Annotated in this window: 15 protein-coding genes and 1 other RNA gene; 6 read left to right on the top strand and 10 right to left on the bottom strand. The window is 43.9% G+C overall.

All coding sequences use genetic code 11. The annotated features are described in order from the left end of the window. The first annotated feature begins 6 nt into the window (after positions 1-6). Positions 7-388, top strand: an RNA gene (rnpB, locus tag BM008_RS09190) — RNase P RNA component. A 9-nt stretch (positions 389-397) separates the two neighbouring features. On the opposite strand, the gene BM008_RS09185 is transcribed toward rnpB, so the two are convergent. The 5 genes from BM008_RS09185 to BM008_RS09165 form a co-directional block, all read right to left on the bottom strand. Beyond that, complete coding sequence (locus tag BM008_RS09185; RefSeq protein WP_091936358.1) at positions 398-1537, bottom strand: geranylgeranyl reductase family protein; 1140 nt, start codon at positions 1535-1537, stop codon at positions 398-400. Positions 1538-1560: 23 nt separating this feature from the next. Beyond that, positions 1561-2181 (bottom strand): DUF116 domain-containing protein, encoded by a 621-nt coding sequence (locus tag BM008_RS09180; RefSeq protein WP_091936252.1) that lies wholly within the window; start codon positions 2179-2181, stop codon positions 1561-1563. Continuing rightward, complete coding sequence (locus tag BM008_RS09175) at positions 2174-2812, bottom strand: DUF116 domain-containing protein (protein ID WP_091936251.1); 639 nt, start codon at positions 2810-2812, stop codon at positions 2174-2176. Before BM008_RS09175 ends, BM008_RS09180 begins: the two co-directional genes overlap by 8 nt. 72 nt (positions 2813-2884) lie before the next feature. Then, positions 2885-4129, bottom strand: a complete 1245-nt coding sequence (locus tag BM008_RS09170; RefSeq protein ID WP_091936250.1) for a (Fe-S)-binding protein — start codon at positions 4127-4129, stop codon at positions 2885-2887. Position 4130: 1 nt separating this feature from the next. Then, a complete protein-coding gene (locus BM008_RS09165; RefSeq protein WP_091936356.1) occupies positions 4131-4919 on the bottom strand; it encodes a disulfide reductase in 789 nt (262 codons plus the stop codon). A gap of 266 nt (positions 4920-5185) precedes the next feature. Here BM008_RS09165 and BM008_RS09160 point away from each other — a divergent pair, with 266 nt between their 5' ends. The 5 genes from BM008_RS09160 (at position 5186) to BM008_RS09140 (ending at position 10011) form a co-directional block, all read left to right on the top strand. Beyond that, a complete protein-coding gene (locus BM008_RS09160; RefSeq protein ID WP_245747989.1) occupies positions 5186-5917 on the top strand; it encodes an RNA methyltransferase in 732 nt (243 codons plus the stop codon). 85 nt (positions 5918-6002) lie between these two features. Continuing rightward, positions 6003-8093: a minichromosome maintenance protein MCM gene (locus BM008_RS09155; RefSeq protein WP_091936247.1), complete on the top strand. Its 2091-nt coding sequence runs from the start codon at positions 6003-6005 to the stop codon at positions 8091-8093. A 12-nt stretch (positions 8094-8105) separates the two neighbouring features. Beyond that, on the top strand, positions 8106-8396 hold the full coding sequence (locus tag BM008_RS09150) for a DUF424 domain-containing protein (RefSeq protein ID WP_091936245.1): 291 nt from the start codon (positions 8106-8108) through the stop codon (positions 8394-8396). A 17-nt stretch (positions 8397-8413) separates the two neighbouring features. Then, a complete protein-coding gene (locus BM008_RS09145; protein WP_091936244.1) occupies positions 8414-9091 on the top strand; it encodes a hypothetical protein in 678 nt (225 codons plus the stop codon). Further along, positions 9088-10011 (top strand): coiled-coil protein, encoded by a 924-nt coding sequence (locus BM008_RS09140; RefSeq protein ID WP_091936242.1) that lies wholly within the window; start codon positions 9088-9090, stop codon positions 10009-10011. Before BM008_RS09145 ends, BM008_RS09140 begins: the two co-directional genes overlap by 4 nt. 29 nt (positions 10012-10040) lie before the next feature. Here BM008_RS09140 and BM008_RS09135 read toward each other — a convergent pair whose 3' ends face one another. The 5 genes from BM008_RS09135 to BM008_RS09115 form a co-directional block, all read right to left on the bottom strand. Beyond that, on the bottom strand, positions 10041-10628 hold the full coding sequence (locus BM008_RS09135) for an S-layer protein domain-containing protein (RefSeq protein WP_091936240.1): 588 nt from the start codon (positions 10626-10628) through the stop codon (positions 10041-10043). Between the two features lie 19 nt (positions 10629-10647). Further along, positions 10648-11619, bottom strand: a complete 972-nt coding sequence (locus BM008_RS09130; protein ID WP_245747988.1) for a biotin--[acetyl-CoA-carboxylase] ligase — start codon at positions 11617-11619, stop codon at positions 10648-10650. A 62-nt stretch (positions 11620-11681) separates the two neighbouring features. Further along, positions 11682-13163, bottom strand: a complete 1482-nt coding sequence (locus BM008_RS09125; protein ID WP_091936237.1) for an acetyl-CoA carboxylase biotin carboxylase subunit — start codon at positions 13161-13163, stop codon at positions 11682-11684. A 10-nt stretch (positions 13164-13173) separates the two neighbouring features. Further along, positions 13174-14901: a sodium-extruding oxaloacetate decarboxylase subunit alpha gene (gene oadA, locus BM008_RS09120; RefSeq protein ID WP_091936235.1), complete on the bottom strand. Its 1728-nt coding sequence runs from the start codon at positions 14899-14901 to the stop codon at positions 13174-13176. A 237-nt stretch (positions 14902-15138) separates the two neighbouring features. Continuing rightward, the gene (locus tag BM008_RS09115; RefSeq protein ID WP_091936233.1) at positions 15139-16581 is read right to left on the bottom strand and encodes a PAS domain-containing protein; all 1443 of its coding nucleotides are present in this window, start codon (positions 16579-16581) and stop codon (positions 15139-15141) included. Positions 16582-16685 lie beyond the last annotated feature (104 nt).

Here is a 16685-nt window from a genome sequence, read left to right as displayed (position 1 = left end):
GTGTCTGAGAGAGGAAGGACGGCCGCCGGGTCTTTTGACCTGAGGAAAGTCTCCCCACCTTCTAAACACACGAATGCCTGTGAAGGGCATCTGGCGAGAGCCTGGGCAGTTGCTTTGCAACTCATGCGCACGGCGCATGCTGGCACAGAAACGATACCGTACCATGTTAATGCTATGATGCTGAAAAGCTGAGGTCGCATGGATCGCGGATGGAACGGCGAATCCTCGTGGGTGCAAGTCGGAAGTAGGGGGCAATGGTTGTTTAGACCATTCCCGAAGTTTGTGTACGCGTAGCCGAATGCCGTCAATGCAGCTCTTCGGAGCGCATCATCCTGCCAGGCGGGATGAATGTATTGCATCAACAGAAGGGAGCTTACTCTCCTCACTCAACATACTCTTATTTTCTCAACCAGCCAAATTTGAAGTTGAGTATTAACCATTTGACGAGATCTTTGTAGGTCTTATTATATATGACCACCTCGACGAACATGTCAAGGATATCAGTTTTACTTATTAATGCATTGAATGCTTTTTCTGGATATCTGTGCATGAACTTCGCAACCAGAAGAGAGTATCTCAAGTGCTCTCCAAATTCGGAGTGACATCTTTTTTCGTATGATATAAGGTGCTTGATGTCTTTTTTATTCTTCAGGTTATGGGAAATGGTCTCAGCTGCGATCTGCCCGGATCTTATCGCATAGGCTAATCCTTCTCCTGTAAATGCATCAACAAAGCCGGCAGCATCTCCACTGAGGATGATCCTGTCCTTCACCAGTTTCCTCTTGTGGCCTCCACATGGTATCACATGTCCGTTGAGCTTGTACTCTCCTGTGAATCCGTTAAGTTCAAGGTAATCCAGCATTGCTTTTTTTGGGTCTGGAAGGTGTTTAGCCATAACGCTTCCGGAACCGACAGAGAAGTATCCTCTGTGTGGGAATATCCATCCGTATCCCAGGCCGGAGATCCCAAAGTGAAGCTCCAGAGCATCCTTTATGTAATTATCAACTTCTTCATCGGTCCGCTGGATCTCTGTAACAAGGCAAACACCATATTCTTCCTTGTTGTCAGGTCTTCGAACTATATTCTTCAAAGTACCCTGAGAACCTGTTGAAATGATCGCATATCTGCTTTCATATGTTCCGGTGGCAGTTGTCACACTGACATGATCTCCATTCTGTGAGATATTCCTGACCTTTTCTTTGCAATGTACTTCAACACCTGCTTCTTTTGCTTTTTCAAGCAGGAAATTATCAAAAATACTTCTTGTGACTATAACAGATACCCGAAGGTCCTTGTAGTACTCGACATCCTTGTCACCGAAGCGGAATCTTCCTCCATGGATATCTCTTTCTATGATATCCCGGGGTATTTCAAAGTCAAGATATGACATCGCATGTTCGGATAGTGCTCCTCCGCAGGGTTTGTATCGGGGGAACTCTTCCTTTTCCAGTAAAAGTGTCTTCAGTCCGTTCTTTGCAGCTATCCTTCCGGCAGACGAACCTGAAGGTCCTCCACCAATGATCATAAGGTCATACATCTGTGACACCATATATTAGAAATTCAACTGGAAAGCAGTTCCAGTGTCTCAATTACTTCCTCGTATTCAACCTCTGTATTGAAACATCCGTCGTTGAGCATGGGTATGCCATATGTGATAAGGTTCTTCCCTTTTAATCCCATCATCACCTTGTTCAATTCATAGTCGCAGGCGATAAGCAGAGCACCATCATAGTCTTTTTCCTTGAGAACATGTTTCACGAATGATGAACCTGTAACAATGTAAAGGTCATATCCATATTTCGCTGCATCTTGTTTTAGTCTGGTAAAGATACATTTCCCACAGGAGATGCACTGTATGCCTGTCTTTTTGGATGATGCCGGACAGTCCATGGCCCGCATACAATGAGGTGCAATTATCATGCGCTTTGTTGTCTTTTTGAAATCGTTCCTGTTGGAAATATTCTTCAGGGATACCATCCACTTGTCAAGGATACGTGGGTCTGAGAACTTATAGAAGAAGTATTTCAGAGGCATGTAGAAAAAGTCAAGTATGCCTGCAAAGAATCCTGAAAGCCATACATGCCTGTTAAGGCTGATACGGCTTACTGCAAGTGCAAGTGCTGCAAGCAGTACAGATACTATGAATATGCCAGTGACAAGTATTCCGATAGTCCTATACATCGCATTCCTCCATCTTCCTTATGACCTCGTCAACATCTACTTTTGTATTGTAGCATCCATCCTGCAAAAGAGAAACTCCCTGTACTATCATAAATGGTGATGCTCCCTGCATTGACTCTGCAAGCTCCGGGTAACATGCTACTCCGATACAGCTTTCAGGTCGGTGGGCCTTTATGATCTTCTTGACGAAGCTTCCTCCGGGGATAACATATACCTCGAAATCCCTTTTATTTGCAGCTTCACATATGGTCCCTATATCGCAGAGCCCACACATCTTGCATTCATATCCGACAACGGGATCACAACGTGCTTTGCAATTTGGATGTCTGAGGCATTGTGGCAAAAATACTACTCTTCCGTTCTTGATCTTCTTGAACCTTTCAAGCATTACGGCATTTCTGACCTCTACAAGTATCTCATCAACAAGGGTGTCCTTGATGCCAAATACCCTGCATATCCATTTTGCAGGACCGTAGAACAGATAGAGTATGAACAGGACAAAATTTGGGAACAATATCCTGTGCTTCCTGAAACTGTATGCACCAAGCAATAATGCTATTCCAAGCACTATCAGTGCAGCCAATGCCAGCAATATGAAGACCTTGCCAAGTAATTCATATGGGATTTGCATGAGAAAAGTAAATTGTACGATCAGATATATTCAACTTGCCCTAAAAATAAAAAGAAAGTAGAGTGATGGGGATCACTCTGGTGCGTCGCTGAGGTCGATTCCCATTGCTTCAGCAGCAAGAACGACAACGTCCTCAACTTCAAGTTCCTTTGCGCCTATTGCGTCCCTTCCGTCACTGAGGTTTCTCTTACAGAATGGGCAGGCACTTGAAAGAAGTTCTGCTTTTGTTGCAAGTGCATCTTCGACACGTGTTGAAGCGACACCGAGTGCAAGGTCAGGGATACCTGCCTTCACACCACCGCCAGCTCCACAGCAGCGCTGGTTCTCTTCGATCCTTTCCATTTCAATGAACTGAATACCTGGAATTGCTTCAAGTACAGCTCTTGGTGGTTCGAAGACACCTACGTGACGTCCAAGGTGACATGGGTCGTGGTATGTGACGGTCTTGTCAATGGACTTCTCCCAGTTGATCTCTCCCTTCTCGATAAGGCCCTGAAGGTACTGTGTGATGTGCATTACCTTAAATGGAAGTTCCTTTCCGGTAAGTCTTGGCCAGTCGATGAGTGATGCTCTGAAACATCCTGCACATGCGTAGAGTACGATCTTTGCACCCTTTGCCTTGATGTTGTCGATGTTCTTCTGAGCATTGACCTTTGCAGTGTCGTTGATAAAGTACTGACCTGTCCTGATAAGTGCTGAACCACAGCATATCTCGTCTTCGCCAAGCATTGTGAACTTTATGTCAAGCTTGTTGAGCAGACGTGTTGTTGCCAGTGCAAGCTTTCTCTGCTTGAGCTCTGCGGTACATCCTCCGAAGTAAAGGATCTCTGCCTTGTCTTCGACCTTGATGTCCTCAGGGAACCAGTTGGTTCTGTTCTTGTTGTCTTCCATGTAAGGGTTCTTGTACTCTCCGATGAGCTTGAGGAAAGCACCCTGCTTACCGAATGGACCGTTTCCACGCTTTACAAGGTTTGCACGCATGGATTCCCAGAGTTCTACTGTGTTGATAGCTGATTCACAGACCGTTGCACACATACCGCATGTTGTACAGCCGTATACATCGTCTTTGAACTGCTCGATCTCTTCTTCTGGAATTGCTTTTGGACCAAAGAGCTTTGCACGAAGTCCGTAGGACTTGTTCATGTACTCTCTCCACCTGAGGATCTTGTCCCTTGGTGCAAGTCCGGGATCCTGTCCGGATGCATCGTATGTTGGACACCATTCCACACATTCGCCACAGCGACTGCATGAGTCAAGCTCCATAAGCTGAACTGCTGTAAAGTTCTCTGTATTAATTGAAGGTTCACGTTTTGCCATTTTATTCTCCTCCCTTGTTTGCAAGGAGTGCGAGTGGTATTGCGATCATGTGGATGTATTTGCTGAATGGGATGTATGCGATACAGAACAGCAGTGAGATCACAACGTGGAAGAGTGCTGCTGGTGGTGCATATTCATAGTGAAGTCCCAGGCCCCAGAAGGTACCGTTCCTGATTCCATCTGCCACAAATCCTGTTACGGTGATTATGGTAAGTCCGATGAGAAGTATGGAGTCATAAGCAATGGTTGCTTCTCTTGCCTTGACAACGAACAATCTTCTGTATATTGCAATGATGATACCAACAAGCAAGATGTAACTGAATACGTCATTTGGTAATGAGAGGAATTCTCTGAAGTATATAGGTGTCAACAGGGTTGGGAACTCGTGAATACCTGCAGCTTCTCCTATCATGTGTATCATTTCTACTGCGAACATTGCGATGGACATGATACAAAGTGAAGACCATCCTACGAAAATTGTGAAGTGCATGAACCATCTGAGGGGGCTTCTTCTCAGGATCCTTCTCTGGAAGACGATGTCAAGTACAAAAGTTTCCAGAACAGATTGGTTGTGGACATGGGCATGTTCACTCATCTGGTACATAAGCATCTTAGGGAAGGCCAGGATGCTTTTTGAAGGTGCATCTCCATAGCCTGTGGAGCCCATTCCCCACTTCTTTAAGTTTATATACATTCCTATAATAAAAATACCAATGGACAGGTTTGCCATGATCATTACCTGCACAAAAGTAAGTCTTAAGGCGTCACTCACGCCTGCAAAATACTCCATAGACATTTAGTTTTCTCCTGATATCGATATAAGTATAACTATTACAAGAAAAATTATTTCATTTTTTACTTATAAGTAACCGGTTTGGTTTGCATGATTGTGGTCTCGATATTATTTAAACATTTTCATCGATAAAATCTATATCGGGAGGCTTATTGTTGTGCCCATATCTCACACAGTGGCTTATGAGGTTTAATTAAGCTTATATGCCGTTACTCGCTTATGTAGGCAAAAAACAAAAAGAAGCAGTAGGTTGTACGCACAATATGGACCTTAGAGTAGTACTCGTTGAACCTCTTTATCAGGGGAATGTCGGCTCTGTCACAAGGGCGATGAAGAATTTTGGTTTCTCAGACCTTATACTTGTAAATCCCTGCAAACTGGAGGGTGAAGCAAGAGCAATGTCCTCTCATGCAAGGGACCTGCTGGAAAGTGCCAGGAAAGTCTCCTCTCTCGAAGAGGCCATTGAAGATTGCAGTATTGTAATAGGTACTACCGGTATAGCAGGGTCCAGGTTCGATCTTCACTTGAGAGTTCCGGGTTATACTCCTGGAGAAATGAAAGATCGCCTGTCAGGTATTGATGGGAAGGTAGCAGTACTTTTTGGAAGGGAAGATAACGGCTTTACAAAAGAGGAGCTCAAGAAGTGCGATATGATAATGACCATTCCTACATCAGATGTATATCCGGTCATGAATCTGTCCCATGCAGTGGCAGTTGTTCTCTATGAGTTCAGTTCCATAGTGTCAGGTGATACTCCTCTTGCCGATCCGTTCGATATCAGGCTATTATATGATCATCTTTCAGAGCTTCTGGATGATATTGATTATCCGGAGCATAAGAAGGAAAAGACCGATCTTATGCTAAGGAGGATATTTGGAAGGGCATGTCTGATGCCCCGTGAAGTACAGACACTTCGTGGTATCCTGCGCAAGGTACAAAGGACCTGTCAAGCTGAAGATGAACAACAGGGTACGTCGGCTGCGAATGATGATTGACCGATAGGGATGCGTTTCGAAATGTTCATATCATTTGAAACCTATGTTGCATTTCCTAAATGATCTTTAAATAATTAGTGTAAACATGACAGAAGGTAAGTGGGACGAAAAATTCGTAGTGTTCCTTAAGAAATATTATTGGGATAGTATCCTGCAGCTCGCTAACAACTATCCTGACCAGCGCAGTCTGGAAGTAGATTTCTACGATCTTGAGGTATTCGACAGGGAAATTGCCAATGAGCTGCTTTTCAATCCTGATGAGGTGCTGCCCAGTGCAGACAATGCACTCCAGCAGATAGATCTTCCTGTTGAGAAGAGCCTTATCGATGCAAAGGTACGTTTCACAAAGGTCCCTAATAAGATACCTAACAGGGATCTCCGAAGTAAGCATCTTCTGCAGTTCGTTGCGATCGAAGGTATGATCCGTAAGGCTACAGAGGTCCGTCCTAAGGTTCTCAATGCTGCGTTCCAGTGTATGCGATGTGAACACGTTACAATGGTTCCTCAGAACGAGGTCAAGTTCATTGAACCTGTAGAGTGTGAGAATGAGACCTGTGGTCGAAAAGGTCCATTTAAGATACTCGTTAATCAATCTGTTTTTGTCGATGCCCAAAAGCTCCAGATACAGGAATCACCTGAGAACCTCAAGGGAGGATCACAGCCTCAGAGTCTGGATGTGGATATCGAGGATGATCTGGCAGGTATTGTGAAACCAGGTGACCGTGTTATTATCAATGGTGTACTGCGTTCGCATCAGAGGACCACAAGGGAAGGTAAATCTCCTTTCTATGATCTTGTCCTGCATGCGAATTCCATCGAATACATGGATCTGGAGTTCGATGAGCTTGAGATCTCTCCGGAAGAAGAGGAACAGATCCTTGCTCTGAGCCGTGACCCCGAAGTGTACAAAAAGGTGATCGGTTCCATCGCTCCATCTATCTATGGTTACGATGAGGTTAAAGAAGCACTTTCACTCCAGTTATTCTCAGGTGTTGCCAAGCATCTGCCGGATGGTTCCAGGGTTCGTGGTGATATTCACATGCTCTTCATGGGTGATCCGGGTGTTGCAAAGAGTCAGTTGCTCCGTTATATGGTAAAACTCTCTCCTCGTGGTGTATTTGCATCAGGTAAGAGTGCATCATCCAGTGGTCTTACTGCTGCAGCAGTGCGTGATGATCTTGGTGACGGTCGCTGGACACTGGAAGCCGGTGCGCTTGTAATGGCAGACATGGGTATTGCCGCAGTGGACGAAATGGACAAGATGAGCACTGAAGATAAGAGTGCGCTCCACGAAGCAATGGAACAGCAGACGATCAGTGTTGCCAAGGCGGGTATCCTTGCAACTTTGAAATCCCGATGTGCACTTCTTGGTGCTGCCAATCCAAAGTACGGTCGTTTTGACAGGTATGAGGGTATAGCCCAGCAGATAAACATGCCTCCTGCTCTGATATCAAGATTCGATATGATATTTGTCATGCTGGACACTCCGAACGAGGATATGGATTCCAGGATCGCAAAGCATATTCTTAAATCCCATTATGCAGGTGAACTTTCCGAACAGCGTAAGAATCTTCCTTCGAGTATCATCACACAGGAGCAGGTGGATGATCATATGGAGGTTATAAAACCTGTTATTGATCCTGATTTCCTCCGTAAGTATGTTGCCTATTCCAGAAGGAACATTTTCCCGGTGATGGAGGATGATGCACGTGAACATCTTGTCAAGTTCTACATGGACCTGCGTAGGATGGGTGAGGGAAAGGATGCTCCTGTCCCTGTGACCGCACGTCAGCTCGAAGCACTTGTCAGACTTGCTGAAGCAAGTGCACGTCTAAGGCTTAGCAACATTGCTACAATGGAAGATGCAAAAAGGACAACACGTATCGTTTATTCCTGTCTCAGGCAGGTCGGTGTCGATCCGGACACCGGTGCATTCGATGTGGATGTCATTGCTTCCGGAACAAGTAAGAGCCAGAGGGACAGAATAAAGGTAATAAAGGACATTATTAAGATGGTCGGTGAGAAACACCCGGGAGGAAAAGCTCCGCTGGAAGAGGTCTATGCAGAAGCCCAGAAGCAGGATATAGACCGTCAGCATGCAGAGGACCTGATATCCAGGATGAGACGTTCCGGTGATCTTATAAAACCTGATAAGGAACATGTAAAGGTAGTTTGAAGGAGAGGTCATATGTATCTGAAGATCCACCGGTCAGGCGATAACACGATCGTTGCTCTGTGTGACAGAGAACTGTTAGGAAGAACGCTTAAAGAAGGCAATATCTCTGTTACGGTATCAGAGGATTTCTACAAGGGAGATATCGTATCTGAGGAAAAGGCCATTGAAGTTATATCAAAGGCAACGAACATCAACATCTTTGGTGAAAAGGCAGTATCATGTGCTGTCAAGTGCGGAGCTGTTGATAAAAGCAATGTTATGATCATTAATGAAGTAGCACACGCCCAGATATTCAGGATATAATGCTACGAGGTTTTGTTATGAGCGATGAAACGACGGTTACAGGAGCAGACAATACAGCTCCAAGCACCTTTGAAAGAAAAGAGCTAATTGAAGGAGTTGTGCAGAAGCACAAGAAGCTCTTAGGCGAATATAATGATGAGTTCGGTCAACTTGGGAACAAGCTGAAAGAGCTTCAGGAAAGTATCGATTCCTCCAAAAGGAACAGAGAAGAGGTCCTGGAAAAATTAGAGATACTAACTGAAAAGAGGCAGTTGTTCTACCATCAGGCAGAAAAAACCCTTGATGAGATCGATTCTAAGGTTTCCAGTGACATGGAACTTTCCAGACAGGTATCTCTCATAAAAGAGAAGTTGTCAAAGGTGAAAGGTTCTTTGTCCGTAGATGAAGAAAAAGCACAGGTGGATTCTATCCTCCAGGCAATTACTTCACTTGCTTCAAAGGCATCAGGTATAAGCGACAGCCTGGGTACTGTGAAGGAAAGGATTAATGAAGCTTTAAGTTCAAAAATAGAATTGAGTTCGATCGATTGTTCTGAAGAGGACTATAACAATACAATTGCTTCATTCGATAAGGAAATGGCAGAAATAGCTCCAAGGCACAAATGGCTGGAGAACAGATTGGAGAGCCATCAAGAAGCACTGAAGTATTGGGAAGCTCAACCACTTGTAGATGATGCTGAAGAGGTTAAAGCATGACTGAGATAGATGTTTCTTCAATGAGCGAGAAGGACCTTAAGAACAAGGTCAATGATCTCAGGGCTGAGATAGGTCATAATGAACGTGAACTTAAGGGTATATATCGCGAGCTCAAGCTGCATCGTACTAACACTGATGACCTGAAAGAGAAACGTAATGGTCTGAATTCCCAGGTAAAAGGGCTTGTTACAAAGGCAAGAGATGCCAAGTCCAAAAGGGATTCTATAAATGCAAAGATCGCTGCTTTGAAATCCTCAAGGAATGAGGTCAATGCTAAGACCCGTCAGTTCTCAGATAATATAAGCGATCTTAAATCAAAGAGGGACGACCTGAACAAGATGTCGAAAGGTAGCGTTGAGACCCTCTCCAAAGCTTATGCTGCTGATATTGATATTTTCCTGAATGCTGATATTCCATTAAAACATGAGATCGATCTTTTTGGTAAATTACTTGACCTTAAAGAAAGACTTGGTGCAGCATTCGATGCTAACTCTATCCATCAGCAATTGAGGGAAACCTACGAAGCTTCAAAAGAGGTCTTTGACTCAAGGGATGACTTTGGGAATGAGATCGGCAAGCTTGCAGAGGAATCTCAGAAACACCATCTTGAGATGATCGACCTGTACAATCAGGCAGATGAGCTCAGAAAGGCAGCTGATACTGCACATGCTCAGATATCTGAGAAGTATGCTGTCACTGCACCTATAAGGGAAAAGATCGATCCGCTTAAGAAGAAGATCGCTCTGCTCAGGGACGAGCTTGGTATCTACCTTGAGAAGCTCAATGACATACAGGTAGAGAAGGACGACAAGAAACAGGAAGAGCACCTTGTTGTTGCCAAAGAGAAACTTGAGAAGAGCGGACGTCTGAGTCTTGAGGACCTTAAGGTTCTGATGGAGAAAGGAGATCTGAAGTTCTGATCATCTTTCTTTCTTTTCTATTGATTTTTTTATTTAGTAAAAGTGCTTCTGGATAGCAGTATCAATGATATTCCTGCCAGTGCCTGTAATATTGTGAACCCACTGCTTTGTTTGCTGTTATCCTCAACTATAGAGACGTTGTCATTGTTCTGACTGCTGTTATCCTCAACCTCTTCTATTCTCGGGTCCGGGAGATCTGGATCCTGGTGCTGGTACACAGGTTTGAAAGTGATAAGTTCTCCTTCCGGACTTATGTATATGGTATCCACCGTGATGTTAAGGATCTCCTGTTCTTCCTTTGAATATACTAATATTTCTCCTTCGCTGAGTATTCCTTCCTCTAGAAGCTCATCGTTGTTCAGCAGTTTGACCCAAACTTGTTTTTTATCAAGGTTGACACTTTTGATGTTCAGAGTATATCCCTGATAGAAATCCCATGAATCGCCAGTTGTCAGGAAAATACCTGTTCCGTTTATTAGCAATGTATCCGCATCTCTTACAACAAGATGTTCACTATAGCTCCTAATGATCGTAGGTTCTGCAAGTGCAATACCCATCAACGAAAAAAAAAGCAGGAATGCAATGATTATCTTGCAATTTCCTTTTAAGGATGGCATACAATGATCACTTCACCGGTCAGTTGATGTAACGGCAGTTACCTGCGATGATCTCGTGCCGTTCATGGTTCCCATCAAGGATGACAAGTGCTCCCTTTTCAGTGATCCCTACTGCCTTACCTTCTATTATTCTATTAGGTGTTGTGACCCTGACATTTCTGCCAATGGTATCAGAGAGGTTGATCCATTCATCCACAATGTCAATGAATTTTTTTGTTTTGAATATGATGTATTGTTGTTCCAGCTCATAGAGGAGCGAGGCAACAAAACGATTCCTATCGATCACTTTTCCCATCTCATTGGATATGCTGGTGGAGTTCCTTCTGATATCTTCACTGAGGTCAGACAACTTAACATTCGCATTGATGCCGATGCCAAGTATGACATGGTCTACTTTCTGCACTTCAGCACTTACTTCTGTTAATATTCCGCATATCTTCTTGCCTCTGATAAGCACGTCATTAGGCCATTTGATATGTGCGTCAATGTCCATGTTCCTCAAGGCATTGGTGACAGCAATACCTGCAACAAGTGTGACCCTCGATACATTCTCAAGCGGAATGGAAGGTTTTAATATAAGGGACATCCAGATTCCTCCTGATGCTGATTGCCATTCGGTCCCCAGGCGCCCACGTCCTTTATTTTGTTTCTCAGCAATGATGACAGTGCCTTCAGGTGCCTTTTGGGCGATCTCTCTGGCGGTGTTATTGGTTGATTCCAATACAGAATAGTAATTGATCTCACTACCTACAAGGCTCGTCTTCAGGAGTCCTTTCAATTCCACAGGATCAATTATGTCCGGACATGCATCAAGTATATATCCTGTTTTAGGGGAAGAGCGGATATCATATCCTTCTCTTCGAAGGCCCCTTATGTATTTCCAGACCATTGCTCTGGTAATACCAAGTTTCTCTCCTATCTCCTGACCAGAGACCGGATTTCCTTCTGATCCCCTAAGCAACCTTATGATCTCTTTCTTGTTGTCATTCACAGGCATTCCACCATACGAAAGTTCCGTACATACCTATGTAATCTATTGTAGCCAAAGGTTTATTACTTTGTCTGTTTTTTGGCAGCATTCACATAAGAACCAACTGCAGCAGTTGCAGCAGCTATTTTTTTGTCCTTTGTGTCAAGTGCGGATGCGAGTGTGGAGCCCCTTTCGGAATCTTCCTCTACTACCTTCTTCACTTCCTCTATGATATTGTGATCATCTATGAAGTGGGTAGTGAGCTTTCCTTCCCTGAACGCAGGATGTCTGAGGACTGCCTTGTGGAATGGGATATTTGTTGTAACACCTACTACAACGTACTCGTAAAGTGCACGCTGCATTCTGTCAATAGCTTCATTCCTGTCACTTCCCCAGGCACAGAGCTTTGAGATCATGGAATCATAATAGGGGGAGATGGTATATCCCATGTGGACTCCACTGTCGACCCTGATCCCTGGTCCTCCGGCAGATCTGTATCTTCTGATCTTGCCTGGTGATGGTGCGAAATCATTGAGAGGGTCCTCAGCATTGATACGGCATTCGATAGCCCATCCCCTGATGCTGATATCTTCCTGCTTGAATGGTAATCTCTCTCCGCATGCGATATGGAGCTGCTGCTTTGCCAGGTCGATACCTGTGATCATCTCACTGATGGTGTGTTCTACCTGGAGTCTGGTGTTCACTTCAAGGAAATAGAAATCTCCTTTAGAATAGAGGAACTCGACAGTTCCTGCATTTTCGTATCCGATAGCCTTTGCAGCCTTCACCGCGGTCTCACCCATCTTCTTACGAAGCTCAGGTGTGATCACAGGGGACGGTGCTTCTTCGATGAGTTTCTGGTGTCTGCGCTGTATGGAACATTCTCTTTCCATAACGTAGACCGCATCACCGTATTTATCGGCAAGTATCTGGAACTCTATGTGCCTTGGTTCTTCCACATATTTCTCTATGAATACGGTAGAATCTCCAAATGCAGATTCTGCTACAGACTGGATCGAAATAAGTGCACCTTTGAACTCATCCCTGGAATGAACTATCTTCATTCCTATTCCGCCACCACCGGCAGATGCCTTGATGATGACCGGGTAGCCGATCTCGTCAGCAATATCTGTTGCTTTATCCGGGTCAGATATAGCTTCATTGATACCGGGTACTACTGGAACACCTGCCTCTATCATTGTGTTCCTTGCAGCGATCTTGCTTCCCATCTGCTCTATAGCTTTGCTTGATGGACCTATGAATGTGATACCTACTTCCTCGCACTTGCGGGCGAACTTACTGTTCTCGGAGAGGAAACCGTATCCTGGGTGGATACCTTCTGCTCCGCATTCAAGTGCGATTTCTATTATCTTGTCACCGTTCAGGTAACTCTGGCTTGAAGGTGCAGGACCTATAAGGTATGCTTCATCTGCATATTTTGCAAAGAGAGCATTCTTATCGGCTTCAGAGTACACTGCCACGGTCTGGACGCCAAGTTCACGACATGCACGCATTGCGCGTATGGCTATCTCACCCCTGTTGGCTATTAGTACTTTCTTGAACATGCAGGCTCACCTACTCTATACTCATCAGTACATCGCCGGACTTTACTGCATCCCCTTCAGCTATAAGTATAGCTTTCACGGTTCCGCCATGTGGTGCATGGATAGCATTCTCCATCTTCATGGCCTCGATGACACAGACAGTGTCGCCTTCTTCGATGGTGTCTCCTATCTTCGCTTTAATGGAAAGTACCATTCCCTGCATGTGACTTGTTACAGCTCCTGCCACTGAGTCTGCGGAAGGCTTCTCTTCTGCTGACACTACTTTGACAGATCCGCCTACAGGGTTCACCTTCACAGCAAATACCTCTCCATCGATCTCAACCTCATAATCAGTTGGTATGCCAGAGAGGTCAGGGGTAGCACATGGGTTTTTCTTCTCCATTATCGGAGTAAGTTCCTCTTCTTCAAGCTCACCCTTGAGGAATGCAGGTGCTATTGCAGGATAAAGTGCATATGTAAGGATATCCTCTTCCTTGCTCACGATCCCCATTTCCTCTGCTTCCTTCTTAGCCTTCTCATATTCCGGCTGGATAAGGTCTGCAGGTCTGCAGGTGATAGGCTCTTCGTCACCGATTATCTTTGCGATTATCTCGGCGCTGATCGCCTGTGGTGGTCTTCCGTAAAGTCCGCGAACATAGTCCTTGACTTCCTTTGGAATTACCTTGTATCTTTCGCCCATCAGCACATTGAGCACTGCCTGTGTACCTACTATCTGACTTGTAGGTGTGACAAGTGGTGGATATCCAAGCTCTTTGCGTACCTGTGGCATTTCCTTGAGGACCTCATCGAACTTATCGAGTGCATCCTGCTCCTTGAGCTGGGACACAAGGTTTGAGAGCATACCTCCTGGTATCTGGTAGAGCAATACATTGGTGTCGATCTGTTCTGAGATCGGGTCGAGTATGCAGCGGTATTGTTCCTTGATCTCCTTGAAATACTGTGATATCTCAGAGATAAGCTCAAGGTCAAGTCCTGTAGAACGTTTTGTCTCTGCAAGTGAAGCCACAATAGATTCTGTTGGTGGCTGTGATGTTCCCCATGCGAATGGGGAAAGTGCTGTGTCAAGAATGTCAACACCTGCTCTGCATGCTGCAGTGTAGCTCATTGGTGCCATTCCTGATGTACAGTGTGCATGCAGGTCCACAGGGAGATTGACCTCTGCTTTAAGTGCTTTTACCAGGTCGTATGCCTGTTGTGGTGAGATAAGACCTGCCATATCCTTGATGCAGATCGAATCACATTCAAGTTCTGCAAGACTGGTTGCAAGCTCGACATATTTGTCAATAGTGTGAACAGGACTGATGGTGTATGCGATGGTACCCTGTACATGTGCCCCTTCCTTCTTTGCCACTGTGATGGCCTTTTCCATGTTACGAACATCGTTTACAGCATCGAAGACCCTGAAGATATCAATTCCGTTCTCGTAGGCTTTCTTCACGAACTTTTCTACAACATCATCGGAATAGTGCCTGTACCCTACCAGGTTCTGTCCCCTGAGAAGCATCTGTGCAGGGGTCTCTTTCATATGTTTTTTAAGTTCTCTCAGTCTTTCCCATGGATCCTCATTGAGGTATCTGATGGAACTGTCAAATGTTGCACCGCCCCACATCTCAAGAGAATAATATCCTACTTCGTCAAGCTTATCAACAATAGGAAGCATGTTGCGGGTGCGCATTCTGGTAGCAATGAGAGATTGATGCGCATCTCGAAGAATAGTTTCGGTTATTTTTACTTTCATGGGAATCCTCCGGGAATCTGTATGATCATGAATGATTATTATAATAGAGAATCATCTAACTCCGTGTCAGATGGAATTGTATTCTATATATCATGTTCTTTTATGTAGTTTCTGGTGAGCGTTTATATAGCAACTACAGTTAAAAGAACTCTATTTAAAAAAGTGATCAAGAGGCTAAATATAATTTAAATTTAAATGTTAAAGGTAAGTTTTCTTATTTTGAGCAAAGCAACATGTTCATTTGTTTGTTCTCTCTTTATTTGATATTCTTCTTGTAGTTCCCTGTAATCCCTGAAACTTTCCATTCTCATCAAAAATTACCTTTGCGTAGATCTCTATGGGTACAAGGTTCTTTTTCCTGTCATACATGGCAGTTTCCATTCGTGTGAATTCTTTGTTCTCACCGTTCTTGATCTTGGGACCCATGATCATCAGCATTTTCTCAGTCTCTGACATGGGGAAATGGTCACTAAGTCTTGTTCCAACCAGGTCTTCCGATCCAATGTCTATTATATTTATTGTAGCCGGATTTGCATAAGTGAAAACAAGATTCTCATCCATTTTCCATATGCTGTCAAGTGTGTTGTCTGCAAGGAGTCTGTATTTCTTCTCGCTTTCCTTAAGTTTCTCTTCGATCTCTCTTTGTTCAGTGATGTTCTTACCGGATGCAATAAATCCTATGACCTTTCCATTTTTGTCCTTTAAAGATACGTTCGTCCAGCTGATCAGTTTCTTTTCTCCAGAAGGTGTGACTATAGTGCTTTCACAGTTGATCTCTATATCATCCTTCAGTAGCTCCTGACATTTTTGCTGTACTTTTTTCTTTTGTCCTTCCTCTATGAAAGTATCAATAAAGTCTTTCCCGATCACATCTTCGCTCTTGCAACCAATGATCTCAGTTCCTTTCTTATTTATAAGTGTGCACTTTCCATTTTCGTCCAGCACTATAATAAGTACTCCGGCAACATCCAGATAGTTCTGGGTCTTTGAATATTCTTCCTGAAGTTTTTCTTCCATCTTTTTTCTTTCAATAATTTCATTTTGGAGCATCTTATTGGTTCTTTCGAGATCAGCTGTTCTTTTGGAAACAAGTTCTTCCAGCTTTTTTTGTTGCTCTCTCAGTGAATTCTGGTTGTTGATCTCTTCGGTTATGTTCTCCATTATAAGTGTTACACCAGATCCTCCATCATCAAATGTGGAAGGTATAAGTTTTGTTTTCAGGAACCAGAGCTCATTATTTATTATGATATCAGCCATTTCAACTGTTTCTTCTCCCTTCATGGCATTATCTATCTTTTCAAGCAATGTTTTATTTGATATCATTGGGGGAAGGATGTCATCTATAAGCCTTCGGATAATCTCATCTTTAGGGAGCCCGATGATCTCTGCAAATTTATCATTTGTCTGGACTACTCTACGTTCACTATCTATTACTATAATGTAGTCCGAGGAAAAGTCAAGTAAAGTAGAAACGGGAACTCTCTGAGAGAGGAAATATACTTTTGCGGTCCCTATGGAATCCATCTCAACGTGTCCGCTGATCCTGAGTATCTCAAGGTATTTTGCTACTGTATTTCTATTAGTCCCTATACTTCTGGAAATATCAGTGACACTGAGCCCTCTGGGATTTGATCTGAGGACTTCTTTTATTCTGGTGGTTTCCTCGTTATATATTTCCATTTATATACTTCATATCGTTGGGGATCATATATAGTTAACGGACCTGTTGATAGTGGTATGTAGACCATTTGCAAATACATAACTAATATTGTCCATTTGTTCAT

The sequence above is a fragment of the Methanolobus profundi genome (genome assembly GCF_900114835.1).
Taxonomy (GTDB): Archaea; Halobacteriota; Methanosarcinia; order Methanosarcinales; family Methanosarcinaceae; genus Methanolobus; species Methanolobus profundi.
The sequence above is the reverse complement of the archived record's forward strand: the minus strand, read 5'-3'. Positions and strand labels throughout refer to the sequence as shown.